This is a genomic window from Psychrobacter sp. BI730 (assembly GCF_013414195.1).
In the GTDB taxonomy this organism is placed as follows: Bacteria; Pseudomonadota; Gammaproteobacteria; order Pseudomonadales; family Moraxellaceae; genus Psychrobacter.
Window position 1 is genome coordinate 61,147 of the sequence record NZ_JAATTV010000009.1, and the last position, 24,598, is coordinate 85,744.

Sequence of the window (24,598 nt, forward strand, 5' to 3'; positions counted from 1 at the left end):
AGGCACACCAAATAGTTTACAAAAATAACTGTGACTATTTCATAGAAAAAAAGGCTAACGAGTAGTTAGCCTTTTTTATTGTCAACGAGTTGATAATTTATTTCGTAATACTAGTATTACTTAATTTTGCACTGATTTCGCGCAGCAACTTCACTTCCTCTGATGGCTCTTCTACTGCTTCTTCAATAACCTCCTCTACTTCTTCAGCACGGCGCATTTTATTGACACCTCTAACCATCATAAAGATGATGAAAGCTAAGATTAAAAAGTTAATAAGTACGGTAATAAAACTACCGTAAGCCAATACAGGTACACCTGCTTCTTTGAGCGCATCATAAGTCAAAGCAATACCGTCAGGTGCATCGCCTAAAACTAAGAACATGTTTTCAAAATTTATCTCGCCGCCAAAAATGAAAGCGACAATCGGCATAATAATATCATCTACCAAAGATTTTGTGATGGTAGCAAAAGCCCCGCCGATGATGACACCGACTGCCAAATCCATCACGTTACCCTTGACAGCGAACTCTTTAAACTCTGAAACCATACTCATTGTTTTTTCCTCAAAATTTATCTATAAGCCAATAGATATTTATATAGTTAGTATCACATCTAGCTTTCATGTTAATAATTGAATACATTAATACCACTATTCATTCTGTCTGTATTTTTCCAAGATTACAACATAAAAAAAAGCAGTATAAAGTGAACCACTAATAGCTCACCTTATACTGCTCATTTTTGAATCACTTAGTGCCCTTAGAAACTACTGACACTAAGTGTTCGCGTCAAACATCAATACTATGAATTACTAAGTAACTCACTTATTGATATTAAGCACCTTTCTTACCACGGCCGTGACGTTTACGCTCACTTTCAGTTAAGTAGCGTTTACGAATACGTACCGCTTTTGGCGTTACTTCGACTAGCTCATCGTCTTGAATAAATTCAAGCGCTTGCTCAAGAGTGAATTTCACTGCTGGCGTCAACGTCAATGCTTCGTCAGTACCACTAGCACGTACGTTGGTTAACTGTTTAGCAGTCGTCGGGTTAACAGTCATATCATCGTTACGAGAGTTAAGACCAACAATCATACCTTCATAAACTTCAAGCTGTGGCTCAGCAAACAACTTACCGCGTTTCTGTAGGTTAAATAGAGCAAAACCTAAGCAAGTACCGTTTGCCATAGAAACCAATACGCCATTAGAGCGACCACCAACATCACCGATCTTTTGTGGACCGTAGTGTGAGAAGCTTGACGTCATGATACCGCTACCTGAAGTCAATGTTAGAAACTCAGAACGGAAACCGATCAAACCGCGAGCTGGGATCGTGGCTTCAATGCGCATACGACCTTTACCATCAAGCTCCATATTGGTCATCTCGCCTTTACGTAGACCGACCTGCTCCATGATAGAACCTTGATGCTCTTCTTCAATATCGAAAACAACGTTTTCATATGGCTCTTGTAGCTTACCATCAACTTCTTTTACGATAACTTCTGGACCTGATACGCCCATCTCGAAACCTTCACGGCGCATGTTTTCGATAAGTACAGATAGATGCAGCTCACCACGGCCTGATACTTTAAATTTGTCAGGAGACTCAGTGTCTTCTACACGTAATGCTACGTTATGAATCAACTCACGCTCAAGACGCTCACGAATGTTACGTGAAGTCACGAACTTACCTTCACGACCAGCAAATGGTGAATTGTTTACTTGGAAGTTCATAGATACTGTAGGTTGATCTACCGTTAGTGCTGGTAGCGCTTCAACGTTGTTAGGATCACAAATAGTATCAGAGATGTTTAGCGCATCGATACCCGTGATACAAACGATATCACCTGCTTGTGCATCTTCAACGTCAATACGATCAAGACCATGATAACCCATAATTTTTAGGATACGGCCGTTACGCGTTTTGCCATGCTTATCAATAACAGTCACTGGCGTGTTAAGTTTAACTTTACCACGTTGAATACGGCCAATACCGATTACACCAACAAAGCTGTTGTAATCAAGGCTTGAGATTTGCATACGGAACGGAGCGTCAGCATCAACCTGTGGAGGCTGAACAACGTCAACGATAGTTTTGAACAATGGGGTCATGTCGTCAGCTAAATCATCTGCTTCTAGACCTGCGATACCGTTCAATGCTGAAGCATAAACAACTGGGAAATCAAGCTGCTCATCGTTTGCACCTAGGTTATCAAACAAATCAAAGATTTGATCCATTACCCAATCAGGACGTGAGCCAGGACGATCGATTTTGTTGATAACAACGATCGGCTTTAGACCTTGTTCAAAGGCTTTTTGCGTCACAAAACGAGTCTGAGGCATTGGGCCATCAACAGCGTCAACAACCAAAAGTACGCAGTCAACCATAGACATTACACGCTCAACTTCACCACCGAAATCGGCGTGACCTGGGGTGTCAACAATGTTGATACGGTATTCAGTTTCTGAAGTTTTATCTGTCCAGCGGATAGCTGTGTTTTTAGCCAAAATGGTAATGCCACGTTCTTGCTCAATATCACCTGAGTCCATTGCACGCTCAGCAATGTTTGCACGGTCGCCAAAAGTACCAGACTGATGTAATAACTTATCAACCAAAGTTGTCTTACCGTGGTCAACGTGGGCAATAATTGCAATGTTACGCAGGTGTTTGATATCGTTCGCCATATAAAATGCTCGTTTCGTCTTAAAAAAATGCAGTAGCAGTAAGCGCTGCTGAATAAACTTTCATCATCAATCAGATAGATATTGAATCTAAGATGACGCAAAAAAGAATGCTATCAAATAAAAAAGTTCAATACAATCAAATATCTATACTGACGAATTCATCATACAGATTGCTATGCTAATGTACATACTGTTAATTTACAGAATGTTTGGGTGGCTAGTATAACATTATTGATTCATAAATTTATGTAATAACTCACTTTTCTCAATACATAAATAAAAAAAAGCCACCCAATGGGTGGCTTTTTTTGTAACTGTATATTTTACTATACGGTTATTTTGCTAATACTTATTGAACAACCATATCTTTAGTTTGTTCAACAGTCATTGTTTTGTCACCAGTGATGATGGCATAAACACGACGGTTCATAGCACGACCTTCTTCAGTGTCGTTTGAAGCGATTGGGTTATCATAGCCATAGCCTACAGTTGATAGACGGTTTGGAGCAATACCGAATTCATTAGTTAGCATAGATTTAACAGCAACGGCACGAGCTTCAGATAGACGTTGGTTATAACGTGCTGAAGGACCAGTCTTAGAAGCATGACCTTCTACACGAGCGGTAGAGTTAGGATACTCACGCATCTTCTCTGCTACTTTAGCGATTTCTGGCTTGTACTGGTTTTTGATAGCTGACTTGTCGTTATCAAAGAATACACGTAGTTCCATTTTCAGTTCGTCAGTAATGTCTACTGGTACTGGGCAACCGCGCTCATCAACTACAACGTTCATTGGAGTGCCTGGGCATGCATCGATGCTATCAGGTACGCCATCACCGTCAGAATCAAGATCAGCTTCAACAACAACTACTGGAGTGTTGTCAACTACTGGCTCTTGCATAGGTGGTACTGCTACTGTAGGTGCTAGATGGCCACCTAGTACTACTTCTAGACCGGCCAAAGCCATGCCTTCCCACCAGTTGTTGTCAAAGTTATGAATCGCACGAGCTTCACCACGTAGGCTTAGCGCGTCATTGATGCGATACATAGCACCTAGACCTAGGTTACCAATAGTGTCTTTAGAATTTGATACTTCAGTACCAGCAGCAACTACTTCACCGTTAGAGTTAGTATACTGTTCTTGGTTCTCTACTTTGATTTTAGACTGACCAGCACCTACTAGTACGTATGGCTTAAGTGCGCTATCAGTGTAACCAGTGAATTCTTCAGTACCGATCAAGAAGTTACCAGAAATCATTTCTTGTTCGATGTCAAAACGGTTAGCGCCAGACTTCGCTGAATCTTCAGAAGCCTCGCCATTAGCATCAGATACGCCATATTCTACTTGGAACTGAGTAGAAGGAGTAAGTTCGATACCTAGTGCTGCACCAGTGTATAAGCCACTTTCTTTAGCTACGCCACCGTTATCGTTACCGGCACGATCTGTATTGTTTTGCAGATTCTTACCAGTAGTAAGAACTTCACGCTGCTTGTCAGAGGTATCACTGAATTCTTCAGTCATGTGATAACCAAGTAACAATGGGCTGATAGTAACACCAGCATTAGCTGCCATCGGTGCAGCCGCTACAGCAACAAGGGCTAGAGCTATTTTATTCAATTTCATGGACTTCCTCCAAAGGATAATTTTAGTGATGCATTAAGCAAAACCGATTCTCAAGACGTACTAAGATAGACATCTCTTACGCATTTTAAGTTACAAAGCAAAACCAATTAAGGAGTAGCTTAGCGATTATTAATTCAGTTTACAACTTTTTTCGTTAACGAGCTACACATTATTACACGATAATGTTGTAACTAAAACACAGTAAACAGTCTAAGTTACCCAGAACTAACACACCTTACGCTTCTTATCTTTTACACATCAGTTTGCGATAGATGAGTAGTCCATTGATAGCTATTTTCTTGAAGCATTTTATTACAATTAGAATCTTTTCTCTATTGCTAATATCGTTCTTTCACTAATTGAAACATTTTTTGACAGTCGCTATATATTACATATATATTGTAAAAAACCAATATTCTTCTGAAAATCAAGTAATTAGCAATTACATCTGTCTTATATACAGTTAAGTCAGAAAAAACTTAAAGAATTTGGACAATTGGTGTGCTTAAAAGATAGTCAACACAAGGATGTGTGAGACGTTGTTTTCTACTTGAATGACAAATAGCTATAGGATGTAGCGCATTATGAACTTACTTAGTAAGGTACTGGCCCATTATAAGAGAATAGTCATTTTTACCTTTTGTTTACCTATTTGTAGAAAAGGCAGGTATGGAATTGATAATTTCTTAGCTATTGCATCTAGGTTATTTAATAAACTATTGAAGTTAGTCAGTTATAGGAAATCATCCCTTCAAAATAATAATATTTCAAACGCCAAACAATCAGACGGCTTCACTCTCGTTGAGCTAACTGTGACGACAATGGTATTAGGAATTATTGCAGCTATTGCGGCGCCAAGTATCTTAACGCACTTAGCACGAATGGAAGCCCAAAGGGTCAAGCATCAATTAGAGAACACCTTATCCTTAGCAAAGGCCGAAAGTTATATAAGTCGGCAGGATGTCTTGGTTTGTTTATCGAATGATGCACAGCAGTGCCATAGGAACAGTGATAAAACGCTTCTGCTATTCGTAGATAAAAATAACAACAAGCATTTTGATTCTCAAGTAGATACCTTATTAACTCAGCAATCCTTAAACCTAAGATATAGTACAGTGAAGTTACGAGTTGGCGGTAGGCGTCACTACACTAAATTTTGGGGTGATAGTGGCAGACCGCGAGGACACTTCGGTCATATAAAATATTGCCCTACCTCTTCTTATAACAAGTCAATGTACCAAATCTCTTTTAACCAATCTGGCATCGTCAAACATAAACTTAACGCAGACCATCCTACGAAATGTAATGGGTAATGGATGCCATATATGCAAAACTATTTATACATGGCCTCTTTCATCATTGTCACAGCGCTCTCCAGTCCTACAAACACCGCATCTGCAATAAGTGCGTGACCAATATTTAATTCATATATACCATCAATTTTTGCAATGGCATTCACATTGTCACACCTTAAACCATGACCTGCGTTAATAAGCAATTTATCGTCTATGCTCTGTGCTGTAGCTACTGCTTGTTCAATTCTTTTAAGTTCAGCCAACTGTGCGTCAGTATCATTTGCTAATCCTGCTTCAGCATAAGCACCCGTATGCAATTCTATCGCGTCTGCACTACATTCTATTGCAGCTGCAATCTGCTTATCATCTGGATCAATAAACAAAGAAACCTTAATGTTAGAGTCTTGTAGCTTATGAACATACTCTTTTAGAGACGTGACTTGCCCTGCAACATCAAGACCACCTTCTGTCGTTAACTCTGCACGCTTTTCGGGTACTAGACATACCCAAAAAGGTTTAACTTCGCAGGCAATTGCAAGCATCTCATCAGTTGCGGCCATCTCTAGATTCATTCTCGTCGACAACTGCCCTGCCATTTCATAAACATCAGCATCTTGTATATGACGACGATCTTCACGTAAATGTATAGTGATACCATCTGCCCCTGCCTTTTCGCACAGTAATGCAGCAGCTAGAGGACTTGGATAACTCACACCGCGCGCTTGACGAAGTGTTGCCACATGATCAATATTCACGCCTAGCAAAGGTTTTTTTGAATTGTTTTCAGATGAGGTAGATACAGAGATACTCATAAAAAATCCTTTGGGCAATTAAGCCTAACTTATATAGTTGATACTACGATAATATTTGAGACTTTATTGATAGCGCTGCTGCTGCTGCCATAATAGACGGCTTTGTAGAGGCTGATAATCAAGCAAATGATCAATAAGATGTCGATGTAGTTTGGACCAATGGTTCAGCGTCTGTTCAGTAATACCTAAACGTGCCATTTCTATGATATCCGCACCCTTAAAGACGGTCTGTCCAGACTCACTGGCTAAATGCTCAGACTCTTCATTATGTACCAATACAGGGAGCAAGCCGACATCCGGTAAAAAACGGTAAGTACAATCATACTCGATGGGATCTTCAACGTTGTCATGCGTTAACGTTAAAGTGAATCCTAATTCGGTAAATAGATACTGCTCAAACTGACGTAGACAGAGACGAAGCTCGCTATTACTTAAGGGCTGCTTGAGTTGTTGTAGACTGATTTGATAATGCTGCCACAATACAGGCATTGGGTCTTCAGTAGGTAACAGCCGCCACAGTATCTCGTTTATATATAGTGCGGCATACTGATGTTGGCCGCTGATATTAGCGTAAGGTACGGCTTCTAAGACAGCAGGTGCATTATCTTTTTGAACACCGTCTTTTTGAACACTGTCAGCTTGAGTTGTATCTTGCGAGGCAATATTAATTTGATTAAAGGTCTTTAGGTCGCGTTTACCAGTAGCAAAAAGCTGCAACGGCATAAATAGTGGCGCGCCCTTTTTTCCAACACCATGTATCACACCGTGTTGTTGAGAAAAAAGATAATACAAAGCGCGCTTTTCTTGATAAGGACGCTGATGCAATAAATACCCGACGAGCGCTTCATTACGCATTTTTTATTACCTAAATAGCTAAAAGGCAGACAGTACTTTTGCAGCGTCCGTTCTTAACCGCTATCAATAGCCCAAACTGGTCAACGCACGCTCGTCATCAGACCAACCACGTTTCACTTTGACCCACAGCGTTAACATGATTTTTTTACCGAATAACTGCTCCATATCTTTACGAGCATCCATACCAACTTGTTTGATACGCTGACCTTTGTCACCGATAACGATGGCTTTTTGACCACCACGTTCAACATAGATAGTCGCATCGATGAAAGTACAAGCTTTGCGTGGACGCCCTGTCTTTGGATCAGTATGTGCAGGTTCGTCTTTAAACTCATCAATCTGTACCGTTAAATCATATGGCACTTCATCACCCGCACTACGCATGATTTTTTCGCGAATGATTTCACTGGCCAAAAATCGCTCAGAGCGATCAGTGATTTGCTCTGTATCATAAATGGGAGCAGCAACTGGTAAATGTGAGGCAATCACTTCTTGCAAACGATCTAAGTTTTGATTTTTTAGTGCAGATACAGGAACGATATCAGCAAAATCGAAACTATCGTTGAAGGTTTCGATAAGTGGTAGCACGCTGCCTTTATCTTTTAGAGTATCTGACTTATTGATAACCAAGACGACCGTTAGATTGGTCTCACCAAGCTTTTGCAAGGTCAATAAATCATCGTCACGCCATTGATCTGAATCGACAACAAACAGTACTAAATCTACATCTACTAACGCCGATACCGCCGCTTTATTCATACGTTCATTGATAGCACGTACTTCGTTACGGTGAATGCCGGGTGTATCAACAAACACCGCTTGCATTTCATGGTTTGACAAAATGCCATGAATACGATGACGGGTGGTTTGTGGTTTGCGTGAAGTGATAGACAACTTTTGACCTAATAAGTGGTTCATCAAAGTTGATTTACCCACATTTGGACGTCCAACAATAGCGACATAACCTGCTCTAAAATCATCAGCCATACGAGCATTGCTACTTGGCGCAAAAAACTCTTCAATAGCCATATCATTGTCTAATGCAATATCTTCTGCATCAATACCATGAGTCTCTTCGGTAACTTCGATATTGTTCTGGCTTGAATCAATATCTGTATTTTCACCCAAATTTTGGGTGCTGTCTTCATTGTTTGATGGCAAATCAGTATGATTGCTCATAAGTTAATCCTATAGGGTTTGTGACTAGCCGAACAGTCTTTGATGCTAAATTTATTTAGTCACCATTAAAAACGGGCTAGAGACATTTAAAGTTTTAAAATAAATAATATGTGAGGTAGTTTTAATGTATGTTTTTCAGGCTATAAACCAATCTAAGCTAATACTCTGCATCTAAAAATGCATTAATAGACATCGGCTATACACGTTTTTTGGCAGATCCTGGCAATTTATGTAATTGGTTAATCATAAGCTCTGCTGCTTTCTGTTCAGCAATACGGCGGCTCTCACCAGATTCAGTAATATCAGGGCAATTATTGATATTGACGTGACAACGTACAACGAAAATTTGATGCGGTGCATTACCACGCGTTTCCATGAGCTCGTAGTTGGGCAAGTCAAACTGCTTAGATTGTAGCCACTCTTGAAGCCGACTCTTGGCGTCCTTCAATGCTTTTTGGTCATTAACATTATCAATCAAATCACCATACCAAGAGAGAACACATTTACGAGTAATATCCATATCTTGGCTGTCTAAATAGATAGCACCGATCAGAGATTCTACCGCATCCGCCAGTATGGAAGCACGATTGCGACCGCCACCTTTGCGCTCACCTACTCCTAATATAAGATGGTTAGACAGCTCTAGGTTTTGGGCGATAATTACCAATGACTCTTGGCGCACCAATGTCGCACGCATACGCGTTAAGCGCCCTTCATTTTGACTAGGATAACGATGATATAAAGCTTCACCCACAATCATCCCTAACAGTGCATCACCTAAAAACTCTAGGCGCTCATAGTTCTTTTTACTATCAAATGAGCGATGCGTTAACGCAAGTTTAGGTAGGCTCAAGTCATTAAACTCGTAGCCTAACTTACGCGTTAATACTGCTAACCGCTGAATAAATTCTGAGCTAACAACAAGCGTGTCAACAGACGTACTATTTTTTTGGGAAGTAGGAACCGCTTGGGAATGGTGCGAAGTTGGTTTCATGCGTGGTTTATGGTTATCCCTTCTGCTTGACAGATTTAGTTTAATAATATTATTTGATATATTTTATAAAATAATGAAAGCGCTATGTCGTACTATGATAGCTTACTCTGCTGTTGCCATCTCGATGTTACCTTCGAAACGGTTTACGATGTCGACATTGCTAAAAAAGTTATTAGTCACTGCATATTCTTTATAGATAGCCAATTGACCTGTTTTTTTATCCGTAAAGGTAAATACATCTTCCGCTTTAGTATCGTAATCTGCGTTAATTGATAACTGTTTGTTGACACGTTCAACAAATTGTTTGGCTGTCTCGTTATTATTATTGGCTTCTTTTAGCTGTGCACTTAATACCTTGGTCAATTGATAATCACCAATCTGAGCCGGTACGATAGCTACTATCAACTTAGTCGCAATACCTAGAAGTATAATAATGAGAACAACATTTGTCACACTGGCACCGCGCTGTATAGCCAAACCAGATAATTGCTGCATTATGATATCCTTCTAAAGATAAACGACTATTTTGAATAAGTGTATAAATAATAAATAGCTATTAATTATTTAGCAACGATATTAGCATAAAACCATTATCAACCAGTCAACCTCTAGACAATCTCATAATCTTAATTGATAGTACCATTACGCTCAAAGGTTGGTAGATTAAGACCAGGAGGTTTATGCATCCAAATATAAACTGCCTTACCTGCTAGGTTTTCATCCGGAACGAAGCCCCAAAATCTACCGTCTGCACTGCGATCGCGGTTATCACCCATCACAAAATACTGATTTTCTGGCACGTCAATGCGCCACTCAGTGCCTTCTGACTCTACCACCTCTGGTGATTGTTGTTGTAAAAATGGCGCGTACTGTGAACTGTTCATGCCATCTAAATAGCGCACGAGATGCTTGTTGTCACCTTGTACTTCTTCAAAATATTGTGCCGCATCTTCTTCTTGCTGACCCATTGCAGAAGCACTCTCCTCAGTCAGTACTTGACCTGGACCAACCTGACCTGGTAAGTATAGCTGTGAAGTCAATTCAGCATTTGCCGCGAAATCTACAGACTTAGTCTCAACAGGTACATCATTGATAGATAACGTGCCTTGACTATAGCTTACGGTGTCACCAGGCAAACCGATAACGCGTTTAATATAATAAATGCTCGGGTTTTCAGGATAGCGGAACACTGCTACATCGCCATGCTCAGGTTCACCAGTATCTAGTACCTTATTATAAGTTAACGGCAAGCGCACGCCATATGCATACTTATTGACAGCAATAAAGTCACCCGTATATAGCGTCGGTACCATAGACGATGATGGGATATTAAATGGCTCAATTAAAAATGAGCGTACTATCAATACCACTGCTAACACAGGAAAAAAGTCATAAGCCCAGCGAACCAGTAAGCCTTCTTGACCTCGACCACGAGTTTTGCGCTGTTTGAGCGCTAGCTTATCTAACAGCCAAACAATTCCTAGGACTATAGTTAACGGCACTAAAATTAAATTAAAATCAAAATCCATACCAAATTGCCTATTAACGAGCGGTTTATCTAACACCTTTACGATAAGATCCACTACATTTGACTGTTATCTACAATGACTATCTTAGGTTACGTTTAGCGATTAGCTATCAACTTGCAACACAGCTAAGAAGGCTTCTTGTGGAATTTCCACGTTACCTACTTGCTTCATACGTTTTTTACCAGCTTTTTGCTTAGACAGTAGCTTTTTCTTACGTGATACATCGCCACCATAGCATTTTGCTAATACGTCTTTACGCATGGCTTTTACCGTACTACGACCAATGATTTGGCTACCGATAGCTGCTTGAATGGCGACATCAAACATTTGGCGCGGAATCAGCTCTTTCATCTTAGTAACTAGAGCATTACCACGATAACGTGATTGGGTTTCGTGCACGATCATCGCTAAGGCATCGACTTTATCGCCATTGATTAGTACATCAACTCTCACCAACTTATCGGCTTGATAGCGCTCAAAGTTATAGTCTAACGATGCAAAACCACGTGAGACCGACTTTAAGCGATCAAAGAAATCCATGACAACTTCGCCCATTGGAATATCGAATATAAGCTGCACTTGTCGACCCATAAAACGCATATCAACCTGAACGCCGCGACGCTCAATACATAGCGTCATCACATTGCCTAAGAACTCTTGCGGTACTAAAATCTGACAGCGGGCAATTGGTTCACGGAACTCTTCAATGTTGTTTGGCTCAGGTAGATGTGATGGGTTATCTACATAGATTACATCACCGTTCTTTTTCTCAATTTCGTAAATAACTGAGGGCGCTGTAGTAATCAAATCTAGATCATATTCACGCTCTAGACGCTCTTGGATAATCTCCATGTGCAGCATACCCAAGAAGCCACAGCGGAAACCAAAGCCAAGCGCATCCGACGTATCTGGCTCAAAAAACAGCGAAGCATCGTTGATTTGCAGTTTTTGCAAAGCTTCACGGAATTTTTCAAAATCACTCGAATCTACTGGGAACATACCAGAATAGACTTGTGGCGTGACTTGTTTAAAACCTGGGATACGATCCACATCAGGGGTTTTAGCATGAGTGATAGTATCGCCTACCGGCGCTCCGGCAATATCCTTAATACCCGCAATAACAAAGCCGACTTCCCCTGCTTCTAAAACACCCGTATCTACAGGCTTAGGGGTAAAGACACCAATCGAGCCAACCAGATGTGCCTCTTGAGTCGATTTGATATACAACTTGTCACCTTTACGTATAGTACCTTCACGCACCCGTACCAATGAGACCACACCCAAATAATTATCGAACCAAGAGTCAATAATTAGTGCTTGCAATGGTGCTTCACGATCACCAGTTGGTGCCGGAATAAACTCTACTAGCGCTTCTAGCAGCTTATCAACACCCAGACCAGATTTGGCTGATACTCGCGGTGCATCAACTGCATCGATACCGATAATATCTTCAATTTCTTGAATGACGCGCTCAGGCTCGACTTGCGGCAAATCAATCTTATTTAACACCGCCATGACTTCTAAGCCTTGATCAACGGCTGTATAGCAATTGGCCACTGACTGCGCTTCTACGCCTTGAGCGGCATCAACAACCAATAGCGCGCCTTCGCAAGCCGCTAATGAGCGCGACACTTCATAGGAAAAATCGACGTGACCCGGGGTATCAATAAAGTTAAGCTGATAGCGCTCACCATTTGGATGATCATAAAACAGTGTTACTGACTGTGCTTTGATAGTGATACCGCGCTCACGCTCAATATCCATTGAGTCGAGTACCTGCGCCTGCATCTCGCGATCTTGCAAGGCACCGCACATTTGAATAAAACGATCGGCAAGCGTCGACTTACCATGATCAATGTGGGCAATGATTGAAAAGTTACGAATATTGGCTAATGCAGTCACAAAGCGCCTACTAAATTAAGGGTGATAGAGTAATAAAACTAAAAAATAAATACTGTCAGATGCAATTGATAACGTGCTTGTACTCTTTGAAGGTTAACCGTTATAACAAGCCGATCGGGCTAATACTACCGTCTAAAATCCATAGTCAAGCACATTAACTCTTATGCGTAGACATAAAAGAGTATTCTAGCAGTTTTCCACTGCAAAGTAAGGCGATTTTGTTAGAAGAGATGTGACTTACAGATGAAATGACAAGCTAAAAAAGGATAACGCAACAATCGTTACACTTGTTGAACTTCGTTTCTTTATATAGATACTATTATAATTACTATGACTTCTTAGAAACAAAAGCGAATAAATGACTAGGGTAAATTGGTTTTAGACATATCTACGTCTGTAGTTTCACTGCCATTTTGGTACAGATACTTATACATCCATGGCGATCTGCCATAAAAAGCACCATTTATTTGAGTTTGCTCTATCAAGTACTCACGAAATCTCAAATAAAATTCATTATCTGGGCCCTTAGGCTGCTGCCAAAAATCATCAAGCGGCTTTTGATCTGTTAGCTTAGGAATATCGTAAATTGCACGACCCATAACCTTAGTAGGTTTCTTATGATAAACCGACTGCAAGCCTGTCGTACTGTTAATAGTCACCATGCCAATACTACACTTCATCAAAGTTGGCAGGTGCATATCACAACCATAGAAAACACGGTGAGATACTTGATAGCGCTCAGCTAGGCTAGCTACCAGCTCCCGATAGTCTCTATGACCACGATCCAATGGATGATGCTTAAACACGAGTAACTGTTTTTGCTTAGCAAATTTTGCAAAGCTTGCGATAGACTCATCAATGAACTGTACCACATCACGATAATCACTATGATGGGTAATCTGTGAGTCATTATGCACTTGCAAACTAATCAAAAAGTAATTGTTACTTTCTTGCTTGGTCAGTCTATTTTGCAATTGTTTGTCTGGTAAATACCCTCGAAGCTTCCGCCACGGTGCTTTTAACCAAGCGATGGCCTCTTGCCAGGCGGTCATACCACGATAATGCGAATAATGTGGATAACGGCTTTTATAAAGCCAAGCAATAATGTAATAGACGATGGCTGCGATACTGAGGCGATAAAATCGATTATGTGTGTATAAAGGCTGATCATTGGCTTTCTTAAGCGCTTTAATCTCAGCAGTGTTTAGGCGTGAATAACCGTTAATCCCATGTTCTTGCAAGGTAATATAATCAGGACGTAGATACCCTTCTTCAAAAACAAAAAATGAAATACCCAATTTTTCACTGATACACGCTGCTTGAGTATGATGCGGTCGACAATCGCCAAAACATACAATCGCATCAATGGCATTTTCTTTAATGAACGCCTGCAACCAAGAAGAAAATTGCGCTAATGTATTGGTATATTCGTAGGTATTGTCGTGATGGTAAAAAAAGGCATCGCCTGCATTAAAATTGATTTTGCTTACTTTAATGTCTTGAATTTGCAAGAATGACGAAAAGCGATTAAAAAACCCACCCATTTTCCCTTGTAGTAGCAAGACATGTCGATGAGTAAGCAAGTGAGACATCGAAGCTGCCATAGTACTGGGCTACCATTAAATGAGAAAATAAGAGATAAAAATGAGAAAGGTCATGCAACCGTGCGAAAACACATAGCGTAAAAATGATTATACCGAAAAAGCACCTATTTGTCGCAATGCAATTATACGGTGCTACTCTGGTAAATCAACGAGACATTTTACGCAATTTTTGTTGCCATCGATGACGTTGCTGCATAAAACGTGTGGTCGCGTGACGTTTAAACTTTGTAGGTAAAGACGAGTTCACAGTCTTAGCTGAACTATTTGAAGTACTAGCCATTTCAGATTGCGATTCTTCACTATTCGCAAGCAGATGCGAGTCTTTGAGAGGGTATAAATAATCGATCACCTGTTCTACTTGTGCTAATCCATAGCCATCAGGCAGACGATACAACGGATAACATGTAAGCGCGCCATATATTAGCTGCTCAAAAGTCAAAGGTATATCTCGTTGACGTCTTTTTAGATAGGTAGCTTTTGGTAACGACTGCTCGTCAATATCTATGGTCAACCCCCAACCTGCATAAAATGGTAAACCATAGCAGGTGACGTCCAATCCACGCAGCAACGCTTCAAAACCAGTCAGTGAGCTGATCGTATGAACCTCATCCACCCATTCTAAACAATCAGGCATGGCAGTATCGTAGGCAACCGCTTGAACTTGTTGTAGATGAGCTTCTGATACCTTACCTGCTCTCAATCCTGCTTCGACATCAGGATGCGGCTTATAAATCAAATAAGCGTCTGGGTTATCTTGTCGTACACGTTCGATCAGACCACTGTTTGTCTTTATTGTAGAGCCGCAGTACTGTACTGACAAATCGTCCTCTACCTGACCGATAATAAGAACGCGTCGTCTCCCAGATATTTTGGCATCCTGCATCCACGAATTATTTTGAATGCTAGAAACATCTATACCCGCCCCAACATTGTATTTACTTACCCGCTGATTCAGCAGTTTATCTTGCAGTTTTTTTACGCGAAGACGCTGTTCAGAACTTAATGGCTGACAATTTTGCAGCAATGTTTCTAAGTCTGAAGGTTGGGTCGCATCGTAATAAATACCTTGTTTATCTATGACAACAGACAGTGGCGCCAGTAAAGTAGCACCTAAACCATTTGATCGGATAAACCCATCTTCCATACAATAAATAGCTGGCATATCTAAGCTTTGTTCAGCAAGTTTACTCTGTAGCTTCTTCTGTACTTGCTGGCGTTTAGCCAAACCCCATACCAATAAAGGTTCGCTGAAATTGACACGGAAATGGTCTGGATGTAGAAGGTTTTTTAGACGCGGTTTTGGTTTAACGAATAATGTCGTACGCGGTAGGTCTGTAAAGGCTTTGACAAATGGCAACTTCCAACGACTAAATTCATATACTGTTAAATCGCCTTCAAAGCGCGCTTGCCATCGCCGATTGGTCACTAGCCATTCGATGGCTGCATCGATATCACAAGCTTGTTTCGTTGCTGGATCTACATAACGACTGTAATCAATATAAGCACTATAAAATAATGTTTCTAATGACGTTTCAAGCGTCTTATGTGACGTCGCAGGAAACATTGCTAAGTTCGAAAAACTTTTATTGTTGAGAAGTATCGCAGCTGATGCTAAACGACGTTTCTGAACTGATCTAAGTAGGTTTTTAGGTGCGTTAGTATCATCGGTCAGCCCCCAACCGCTGTACCAGCTGACCCCGAAGCAATGCACCTTTTTACCTAGCATTAATGCTTCAAAGCCCATATGTGAGCTGACAGTATAGACCTCACTTACTTGTTTAAGCAGCTCAATAGGATTGAGAGACTCAGTCAATAACCTAACGTTTTTAGGCAGCTTTAAGTTGGATAAGTAGCCTGATTTTGATGCAGGATGAGCCTTTATCCAAATATGGGCGTTAGGATGGTTGCGACATGCAGATTTTAGCATCTTCTTAAATTGACGTTTATTCGCACCAGCGCCTTTAACAGAGGCATCACCCGCTACTTGGTCAATCAACAGGATATGTGATTGTGCAGCGTTTTCTTTTTCGTTAATATTTTCTTCATTAATCAATTTATCCAACGACGGACAATCGATTATGGAATTATATTTACTCAGTTTTTCTTCGCATATATGTGCCATCAGATGATGAGCACGTGCCTCGCCTGCCGCGCGATCATTGCTAGTACTCTTGGTACGCTCAACAATCAACTGCTCGAGGCGTGAGTGGTGCGTCACATCAAAGTAGATGCCAACATCATCGACAACCACGCTTAAACCATAGCGACTACTAATACCTGAATCCAATGAACGCAAAAATCCATCTTCAATACTTAATGTATTCAGGTCCTGACGAGTGGCAGCTTTATCAGCTCGTTGAAAGCTTTTCTTGTGCCCCCATCCAATAAATGCCTCAAGTTGTGGTTTTTTCTTGCGATTTATCAGGCTTTGTTGCAAGCCTGACCATGGATACCAGCGTTGGATATCAGCTTGCAATACTTGCGAGAGTAGCAAGTTATTGCGGCACATACCTTTACCAACTACTGCCAGTTGCTTTGGTGATTGGTACTGTGACGATGGCGAAAGTAGCGCATGATCAGAGGTGGACATAGTAGATACCTTGATTTCATTCGCTGCTTCTTTTGCCATATCTTTGATACCTTTACTCATTGGTTTTGGTTAAATTCGTTCAACAGTCATCGTTAAGTCATGACTGGCTAACCGTTATAGATCTAAAACTACCTTGGCAGCAATTGCTAACTGATAAACAATCTGTGATAGACCGCGCGCAATCTCCACACGCTTAGTTTTGACTTTCGGTAATACCATAATCTCGTCACCCTGCTGGATACGATACGCAGTATTGACCACTTGGCTCGCTCCATTTTGATGAATAATTAAGATATCCTTTGTATCAGCGTTATCAGAGAAACCACCAGAATTAGCCACATAATCCCCAACGGTATAGTCAGGATTAAAGGTAAGTGCCCCTTGTGCTCGTACTTGACCATTGACTGTAATGACTGATGTTTGGGCTGGTATCTCAATGATGTCGCCTTGTTGCAGAATAATATCTTGCCATGAGTTTGGTACCACAACGATTTGACCATCGGTTTGTACATTACGAGCTTTGGCGACGAACTGTTTGACCAATGCTGCATCATCTTGACGTAGTGCAGCTTCTTCACGAGTCGTTGACTGGGTAGCAAGTGTTAGCTCTTCTAGACGATCGAGCGACTCGTTAATCATGCGTTTTTGTTGTTCAGCAACAGATTCGCGGTAGATTGTTAAATGCGTCAATTTCGCCAATGGGCTTGGCTGTAATTGTGGCACGATATCTTTTAGACGCGCGCCATATGGCACAACCATCGCGCCATTACCAGTATGCGCACCTTTTACCTGTACAGCGATGGTGCCTGCATAACGATCTGAGGTTACTACCATTTGATCGCCGTTATAGACAGGAACGTTTTGGGCTTCACTTAATGAGTAGTACTCTGCCGTTTGTGCGCGCCCTGCACTACGAGTGATACTGACATTAGTAGCATTGGCTGCCGGATTAGACACTTGCAACACGTCACCAATAGTCAGATCACTCACATCGAACTCGAAGGTATATTCGTTTTGAACTTGACCGCTTACCACAAATGTCTTTTTCTGTGGTGCCACGGTGATGACATCACCATCACGAAATGAAAAAGCCTGTAATTTACCTGCTAGCAAAAAGTCATATAAATTGACTTGCTGTAGCATTTGACCATTGCGCTTGATTTGAATGTCGATATAACTACCGCGTGTTGGGTCAACGCCGCCTGCTCTATCTAAATAAGACAATACCGAGTCTGCTGCTAGACCACCGTAATAGCCTGGCTGCTTAACAAAACCTGTGACGAATACTTTAACGGGTTGCGCCTGCTCTAATGAAGCATAAACCCCTACATTCGAGCGGTAGATACGACTGACAGCATTTTTGACCACGTTTTGTAAGCTGCCATTTTGCACACCAGAGACGCGGACTGGTCCAACGTTCGGTAAGAAAATATTACCTTGTGGATCGACGGTCATGGTAGCAGCATACTGGTAAGCGCCCCACATTCTTACTTGGACGTTATCGCCAGGGTTAATCACATAACTGTCATTAAAGGTAGAGCCTGAAGTCGTCGAAAATGCCCCACGGAACAATTGCTCACCGAACATCATATCTTGAGTTTTAATATCTTGATAAGGACGCGTGGTATTAATAACTGACTGACTTGGTAAGCTTGCTGCGTTAACCGCTTCTTGGGTTGTTGCTTGCCCTGGTACTGCCCCAGCAAATGCTTGGGTAGACACGTTAATATTGCTCTGGTTCTGAGATTGACTCATGTTATTACTGCTTGTGCCAAAGCCTGAACCTGATATTTGATCTGCATAACTGCTTGCAGCTGTTGCAGACATACTAGTCGCCGCCATTGCCAAACTTGTCGCTATCACGATAGAACGTGGTTTCATATTCATGAGTTATATTCCTTTCCTGATCTATCGATCATTACTGATATCTGGTTTTTCAAGATTAGCTACGGTGATCACGGACAACTGCCATTACCAAACGTACAAATCCGTATAGCATTAAGAGCAACGCAAGCGATGTCCAAATAAGATACGCTTGGCGCGGATAAGTTGCATCTTCAGCTTCGTAGGGCGTTGAGATCACAATCAAGTTTTTCATTTTCTTGAATGCTTCTAGTCTTGATTTTTCAAGCGATGACAACGACAATTTATACAATTCGGTAGCAAAATCCACATCTGCCTTGATGGTCTCAAACTGTACCGCTTGACGGTTCAACTTGGTTGTATTTGGCGAGGTCAATTTGGTTTGTTCTTGAGTGATTTGCTCTTCAACGGCCTTTATCTGGCTTCTTAGTGAAACCACTTGCGGCGCATCTGGATTTAGATAACTGAGTAACTGGCGCTCTTCGGTACGCAACGAGCTTAATTGTGCTTGTAAGCTACCAATTAACTGATTGACGATCTGTGCATTGGCCTGTGGATCATAGATTTCGTTTTCGTTCTGATAGTTTAATAGCTGCTCTTTGGCATCATTTAGGCGCTCTTCTGATTCATTTAACTGAGTTTCTGCAAACGCCAATTGATCACGAGCTACTTCTTGCGAAATACGGTTTACGAACTGTTCAGACTCTCCCAAGATAGCTTTGTTCAGCTCAAAAGCATACTTTGAGTCAAAGCCTTCTGTTGATACCGAAAGCACATAGCTCTGCTCATCGAGATCAATGTGAACCCGTTTCTTGAAGTATTCGAGCAAATCTTCCTGAGTCGCATCAGGATCGATTTCATAAATAGGGTCTGAACCATCAACATGGTAAGCTTCACGAAATTTAAACTTATTATCGAGTCGCTTCACCATATCATTCGACAAAATATACTCTGTCAAATAGGTCGCATCTTCTTTACTGGTACTATTAACGCCCAATAGAGCTGATAGTCCGCCACCAGATGGTACGCTAGACTCGCTAACCTGCTTAACCACTACATCTGCAGTAGAAACAAATCTTGGGTGGGCTATAGTCATGACATAGAATATCACCAACACCCAAGGCAAAATCACTAAGCCGATGAAAAGCGAAAAATTGAGTATGTTATTTTTTTGCTTTGTGGACATGCTTTTCATAAACTTTAATCGCTTCTGTTATATCATCAAACACATGTGCTGTCTGATCCATTAATACAATACCAATGTCGCAGCTTGCAGTTATATCTTTTAAACTGTGAGATACCATTAGTACTCCAGACGTTTCTTTTCGAGCCTTCAAAATCTCTCTTGATCTTTTTTTGAAGGCTGCATCACCAACAGCACCCACTTCATCAAGCATATAGTAATCAAAATCAAAAGCTAAACTTAATCCAAAGACAAGCCTTGACCTCATACCAGATGAGTAACTACGTACAGGCATATCGAAATACTTACCGATATCTGCAAACTCTTCGACAAAACGAATTTTTTCGTCGATATAAGGACCGCTTGAATAAAGACGACAAACAAAACGTACGTTTTGACGACCGGTCAAACTCCCTTGAAAACCACCTGCCACCCCTACTGGCCAAGAGATGGTTGAGTCGCTAATAATTTCACCGTGGTCTGGCTCATCAAGGCCACATATAATACGTAGCAAGGTTGACTTGCCCGCACCGTTACGACCTAACAAACCAACACTTTGCTTATCACCAATGGTTAGATTCAAGTCTTTAAACAGATAATGCCGACCTTTTGTAGTCATAAATGACTTTGAAACATTCTTAACTTCAATCATTTATTTACCATAAATTATCAATAACATGAATAAAATATCGATTAAATTTCAATCTACTTACTTAGAACGTATCAGATCTTTTTCAACTGCTTTATACATCAGAAGCCCTAAAAAATTTATACCAATTGTCCACTCTAAAAAATAACCTATATCAATGTGATAGGAGGGATAATTTGGGGCTAGAGAGTGTTTTATAAGCTCCAAATTGTGCACTAATGGATTATATAACAAATAACTAAAATAAGGTTCTGGAACAATAAGTAAAGGGAAAATAACACCTGAAGTAAAATATAGAATTGTAAAAAATATTGTTATTACTTTAGATATCTCACCACCATAATGTCCAACAACCATCATAATAAGCGCTGTGCCAAATCCAAATAAAAAAAGTGTTATCCAGCAAAAAATAACAATATGTAAGTTACCTAGACTTGGAAATATACCGAAAAAAGACAATCCAGCTAATAATAAGATAAAAGTAAAAAAATAAATAATAAGTTCAAGAAATGAGCGAGCAATAATAACATCTATATGCCGAATTGCTCTATATATAAGCAAGCCACGATTACCTTCGACAGCACCTAGCGCTCTCGTTGCCATCTTTTGGAACATACGAAAAGGTACCATGCCTGCTACTAAAAATAACGAGAAATTCATACCTGGTATTAGGCGCTCACGAAAGGCACCGAAAATCACCAAGAATATTAGAATTTGAAAAATAACCTCTAACGGCGCCCATAAATAGCCCAAGCGATAGCCGCCGAAGCGCGTTTGGAGCTCACGCATTAGTAAAGCATGAAATGCGGCACCCATGACTTTAAGGCCACTACGATGCTGAACAGGACGATAAGGAGGTAATTGTATAGACATGGCGTTACAGGACTTTACCGAAAACAGCCCCTATGATAAGTAAGCGCGACATAAGTTACAAGAATTAATCTGTACTTAGACAGATAAATCTATGATTTAGTAAGAAATCTATGATTTAGTAAGAAATCTGTAAGTAAATCACACCTAAAACGCTATCTATCAATTGCTTCTAGTTTATAAAACCACTTATTTTAGGCAAAAAAAAACCAATCTCGATAGATTGGTTTTTTTCGTACTGCTATATATGGTGGCGATGAAGAGACTTGAACTCTTGACCTCACGATTATGAGTCATGCGCTCTAACCAGCTGAGCTACATCGCCGTTTTAGGCTGCACATTATGCCCAAGCTGTTGACTGCCGTCAACCCCTAATAAGCATTTTTTGCAAAAAAATGAATTTAATTCAGATTAATTGCAACTATTACTATAACAAACAATAAAAAAGGTTTGGTAAACCGATAAGCCGGGTTCTGTCGTGGACGATCATTCCTCTAGGCGTATCATCGCTAATACGCTCAAGCAACCTACCCGCATCGAACGCGGGCCGCGCCATGCCGATGCCTATTTGGTCTTGCTACGCGTGGAGTTTACCATGCCGTGAGATGTTGCCATTCACGCGGTGCGCTCTTACCGCACCCTTTCACCCTTACCGATAATATCCTAAGATACTAAAGGCGGTCTACTCTCTGCTGCACTGGTCGTCAAGTTACCCTGCCCAGCCGTTAGCTGGCACGCTGCCCTATGTAGCCCGGACTTTCCTCCCCTGCTCATCTGTTGCCAGTGTGCAGCGGCGATCGCCTAGTCTACCAAGCGCGCTAGTATAGCAAACTTATGACTGCCTGCGCATGTCTTTTGGATTTATTTTTGTGGACAATATAAATAAGCTAAACAAAATTTTCTGGCAGTGTTTCAATATTACCGACCACATTATCTTTTAGATATGGTATCTGTAGCCAATGCGCTGCGGGATAATGATTGTCCAAATATTTTCGTAGAAATTCAATAGTGCTATTTGCGATCTCAGTATCCGTTTGCTCAGCATCATCATGAATATGATTATAAATTACGCTATGTACTATTAATCCGCGCGACTTTATAGCTTCTAAACTCAGTAAAGTGTGATTGATGCTGCCCAATCGACCAGAGGTGACCAAAATAACTGGATAGCCTTGCTCGGCAATATAATCTAATATCAGTAGATTCTCTGTAATCGGCACAAGTAAACCACCTGCACCTTCTAGTAGTACCAGCTCATACTCAGATTGCAAACGCTTGGTGGCGTTAGTAATCATATCAGGATCAAGTGTTTCTCCTGATAATTTAGTAGCCAAATGAGGAGACGCAGGCTTCTTATAACGATGAGCACAAGTCGTAAAATCGAGGTCACATGGCTGCAGAGGTATGTCCATTAATTGACGATGCGTAATAATATCATCAGCAATATTCATCTCACCATTATCTGGATTTATCGATACGCCCGTTTGTACTAGCTTTTGAGTAATGACACTCACACCTTGTTGCATAAGCGCTTTGGCAAGCAGTCCAGTAGCATAGGTTTTACCAATATCGGTATCGATACCAGAAACAAATAAAACACTCATGGTTGACCTCGGTTTTCTAAATACGTACGCACTACTTTTAGCAGTGATTGGCATAAGGTAGTCAGCTCATCATCAGTAATCACGTAGGGTGGCATGATATATACCAGCTTACCAAATGGTCTGACCCAGATACCATTATCAATCAATAAAGACTGAAATGTAGGCATATCGACTGCTTCATGCAACTCAATGACGGCGACTGCACCCAAACAACGTACCTCGACAACACCGTCTAATAACGCAGCAGGCGCTAACTGCTGTTCCATAATAGTCTGCATGTTTGCGGTACGCGCTTCAATATCATAAGACATAATCAAATCAATCGATGCACACGCAACTGCACAAGCCAGTGGATTGCCCATAAAGGTTGGGCCATGCATAAGGGCTGGATAGTCACTATTATGAATGGTATCGGCAATTTTGCGGGTACATAACGTTGCGGCAAAAGTCATATAGCCACCCGTTAGCGCCTTGCCAATAGTCATGATATCAGGTCTGATGCCAGCATGTTCACACGCAAACAATTTACCACTACGGCCAAACCCAGTGGCGATTTCATCTGCAATCAATAGTACATCATGCTCATCGCACAGTTGACGCAGCAATTGCAGATATTCAGGACTATAAAAACGCATCCCGCCTGCACCCTGAATAATTGGCTCAATGATAAAACCCGCCAGCTGCTCACCATACTCTACAAAAAACTGAGCCAGCGTCTCACGTTCATCTACTGTCAATGCGCGATCAAAGCCAATGGGCGGCGCAGGGACGAAATGCTGCATCGGTAACTGCTTGCCATATAGGCTGTGCATACCATTAACAGGGTCACAGACACTCATGGCATGCCACGTGTCTCCGTAATACCCTGAATGGGTTGATGCAAATTGTTGCTTGGTTGGACGCTTGGCAGCTACTTGATATTGCAACCCCATTTTTAGCGCCACTTCTACCGCAATACTGCCACTGTCCGCATAAAAAATCGCGTCAAGTCCAGTAGGGACAATGTCGAGCAGTTTTTTGCCCAAATCTATCGCTGGCTGATGAGTCAATCCACCAAACATGACATGCGCCATTTTACCCAATTGCTTAGTCAATGCTTCATTCAGTTTTGGATGGTTATAACCATGAACGCTCGCCCACCATGACGACATACCATCGATCAGGCGCGTGCCATCTTCGGTAATGAGATAAATACCTTCAGCTCGATCGATTACGATATTAGAGTAAGTAGGTGGCAGGCTGGCATATGGGTGCCAAAGATGTTGCTGATCAAAGTCGTTTGTGACTTGGATAGATTGCGTGGTTGTTGTTTGCGTGGTCATCGTGTTGTCCCTAAAACGTTGTAAACCCAGACGTCATCA

The 24,598-nt window shown here is 41.2% G+C and carries 19 protein-coding genes, 1 tRNA gene and 1 other RNA gene; 1 reads left to right on the forward strand and 20 read right to left on the reverse strand.

What is annotated here, in order from left to right; all coding sequences use genetic code 11:
- Positions 1-97 precede the first annotated feature (97 nt).
- The 3 genes from mscL to HCZ91_RS08510 all read right to left on the reverse strand — a co-directional run bounded on the left by mscL (position 98) and on the right by HCZ91_RS08510 (position 4,308).
- A complete protein-coding gene (gene mscL, locus HCZ91_RS08500; protein ID WP_179799041.1) occupies positions 98-553 on the reverse strand; it encodes a large conductance mechanosensitive channel protein MscL in 456 nt (151 codons plus the stop codon).
- 280 nt (positions 554-833) lie between these two features.
- Complete coding sequence (typA, locus tag HCZ91_RS08505; protein ID WP_179799042.1) at positions 834-2,684, reverse strand: translational GTPase TypA; 1,851 nt, start codon at positions 2,682-2,684, stop codon at positions 834-836.
- Positions 2,685-3,033: 349 nt separating this feature from the next.
- Positions 3,034-4,308 (reverse strand): OmpA family protein, encoded by a 1,275-nt coding sequence (locus tag HCZ91_RS08510; protein ID WP_179799043.1) that lies wholly within the window; start codon positions 4,306-4,308, stop codon positions 3,034-3,036.
- 584 nt (positions 4,309-4,892) lie between these two features.
- Between HCZ91_RS08510 and HCZ91_RS08515 the strand changes: the two genes are divergently transcribed.
- On the forward strand, positions 4,893-5,621 hold the full coding sequence (locus HCZ91_RS08515) for a GspH/FimT family pseudopilin (RefSeq protein WP_179799044.1): 729 nt from the start codon (positions 4,893-4,895) through the stop codon (positions 5,619-5,621).
- 20 nt (positions 5,622-5,641) lie between these two features.
- Here the strand turns inward: HCZ91_RS08515 and HCZ91_RS08520 are convergent, their stop codons facing one another.
- From HCZ91_RS08520 to bioA, 17 genes are all read right to left on the reverse strand, one after another.
- Positions 5,642-6,415 (reverse strand): pyridoxine 5'-phosphate synthase, encoded by a 774-nt coding sequence (locus HCZ91_RS08520; RefSeq protein WP_179799045.1) that lies wholly within the window; start codon positions 6,413-6,415, stop codon positions 5,642-5,644.
- Positions 6,416-6,478: 63 nt separating this feature from the next.
- The gene (locus HCZ91_RS08525) at positions 6,479-7,270 is read right to left on the reverse strand and encodes a DNA repair protein RecO C-terminal domain-containing protein (RefSeq protein WP_179799046.1); all 792 of its coding nucleotides are present in this window, start codon (positions 7,268-7,270) and stop codon (positions 6,479-6,481) included.
- Positions 7,271-7,333: 63 nt separating this feature from the next.
- Positions 7,334-8,299, reverse strand: a complete 966-nt coding sequence (era, locus tag HCZ91_RS08530) for a GTPase Era (protein WP_257020024.1) — start codon at positions 8,297-8,299, stop codon at positions 7,334-7,336.
- 346 nt (positions 8,300-8,645) lie between these two features.
- Complete coding sequence (gene rnc, locus HCZ91_RS08535; RefSeq protein WP_057758394.1) at positions 8,646-9,443, reverse strand: ribonuclease III; 798 nt, start codon at positions 9,441-9,443, stop codon at positions 8,646-8,648.
- A 102-nt stretch (positions 9,444-9,545) separates the two neighbouring features.
- Entirely contained in the window at positions 9,546-9,938 is a 393-nt protein-coding gene (locus tag HCZ91_RS08540; RefSeq protein WP_218870109.1) for a DUF4845 domain-containing protein, read from the reverse strand.
- Between the two features lie 131 nt (positions 9,939-10,069).
- Positions 10,070-10,972: a signal peptidase I gene (gene lepB, locus HCZ91_RS08545; protein ID WP_102091519.1), complete on the reverse strand. Its 903-nt coding sequence runs from the start codon at positions 10,970-10,972 to the stop codon at positions 10,070-10,072.
- 102 nt (positions 10,973-11,074) lie between these two features.
- Positions 11,075-12,874 carry a translation elongation factor 4 gene (gene lepA, locus HCZ91_RS08550; protein WP_101204270.1) on the reverse strand — a complete coding sequence of 600 codons (1,800 nt, stop codon included), beginning with the start codon at positions 12,872-12,874 and terminating at the stop codon, positions 11,075-11,077.
- 362 nt (positions 12,875-13,236) lie between these two features.
- Positions 13,237-14,478 (reverse strand): capsular biosynthesis protein, encoded by a 1,242-nt coding sequence (locus tag HCZ91_RS08555; protein ID WP_179799048.1) that lies wholly within the window; start codon positions 14,476-14,478, stop codon positions 13,237-13,239.
- Between the two features lie 145 nt (positions 14,479-14,623).
- Positions 14,624-17,107, reverse strand: a complete 2,484-nt coding sequence (locus HCZ91_RS08560; protein ID WP_257020014.1) for a capsular polysaccharide biosynthesis protein — start codon at positions 17,105-17,107, stop codon at positions 14,624-14,626.
- 75 nt (positions 17,108-17,182) lie between these two features.
- The gene (locus tag HCZ91_RS08565) at positions 17,183-18,955 is read right to left on the reverse strand and encodes a polysaccharide biosynthesis/export family protein (protein WP_179799049.1); all 1,773 of its coding nucleotides are present in this window, start codon (positions 18,953-18,955) and stop codon (positions 17,183-17,185) included.
- Between the two features lie 55 nt (positions 18,956-19,010).
- Positions 19,011-20,117, reverse strand: a complete 1,107-nt coding sequence (locus tag HCZ91_RS08570; protein ID WP_257020015.1) for a capsule biosynthesis protein — start codon at positions 20,115-20,117, stop codon at positions 19,011-19,013.
- Entirely contained in the window at positions 20,095-20,733 is a 639-nt protein-coding gene (locus HCZ91_RS08575) for an ABC transporter ATP-binding protein (protein WP_257020016.1), read from the reverse strand. The genes HCZ91_RS08570 and HCZ91_RS08575 overlap by 23 nt, the downstream gene beginning before the upstream one ends.
- Before the next feature lie 90 nt (positions 20,734-20,823).
- Complete coding sequence (locus tag HCZ91_RS08580; protein ID WP_179799052.1) at positions 20,824-21,636, reverse strand: ABC transporter permease; 813 nt, start codon at positions 21,634-21,636, stop codon at positions 20,824-20,826.
- Positions 21,637-21,881: 245 nt separating this feature from the next.
- Positions 21,882-21,958 (reverse strand) — tRNA-Met (locus tag HCZ91_RS08585).
- 121 nt (positions 21,959-22,079) lie between these two features.
- Positions 22,080-22,446: RNase P RNA component class A (rnpB, locus tag HCZ91_RS08590), an RNA gene on the reverse strand.
- A 74-nt stretch (positions 22,447-22,520) separates the two neighbouring features.
- Entirely contained in the window at positions 22,521-23,237 is a 717-nt protein-coding gene (bioD, locus tag HCZ91_RS08595; RefSeq protein WP_179799053.1) for a dethiobiotin synthase, read from the reverse strand.
- Positions 23,234-24,559: an adenosylmethionine--8-amino-7-oxononanoate transaminase gene (gene bioA, locus HCZ91_RS08600; protein ID WP_179799054.1), complete on the reverse strand. Its 1,326-nt coding sequence runs from the start codon at positions 24,557-24,559 to the stop codon at positions 23,234-23,236. Before bioA ends, bioD begins: the two co-directional genes overlap by 4 nt.
- Between the last annotated feature and the right edge of the window lie 39 nt (positions 24,560-24,598).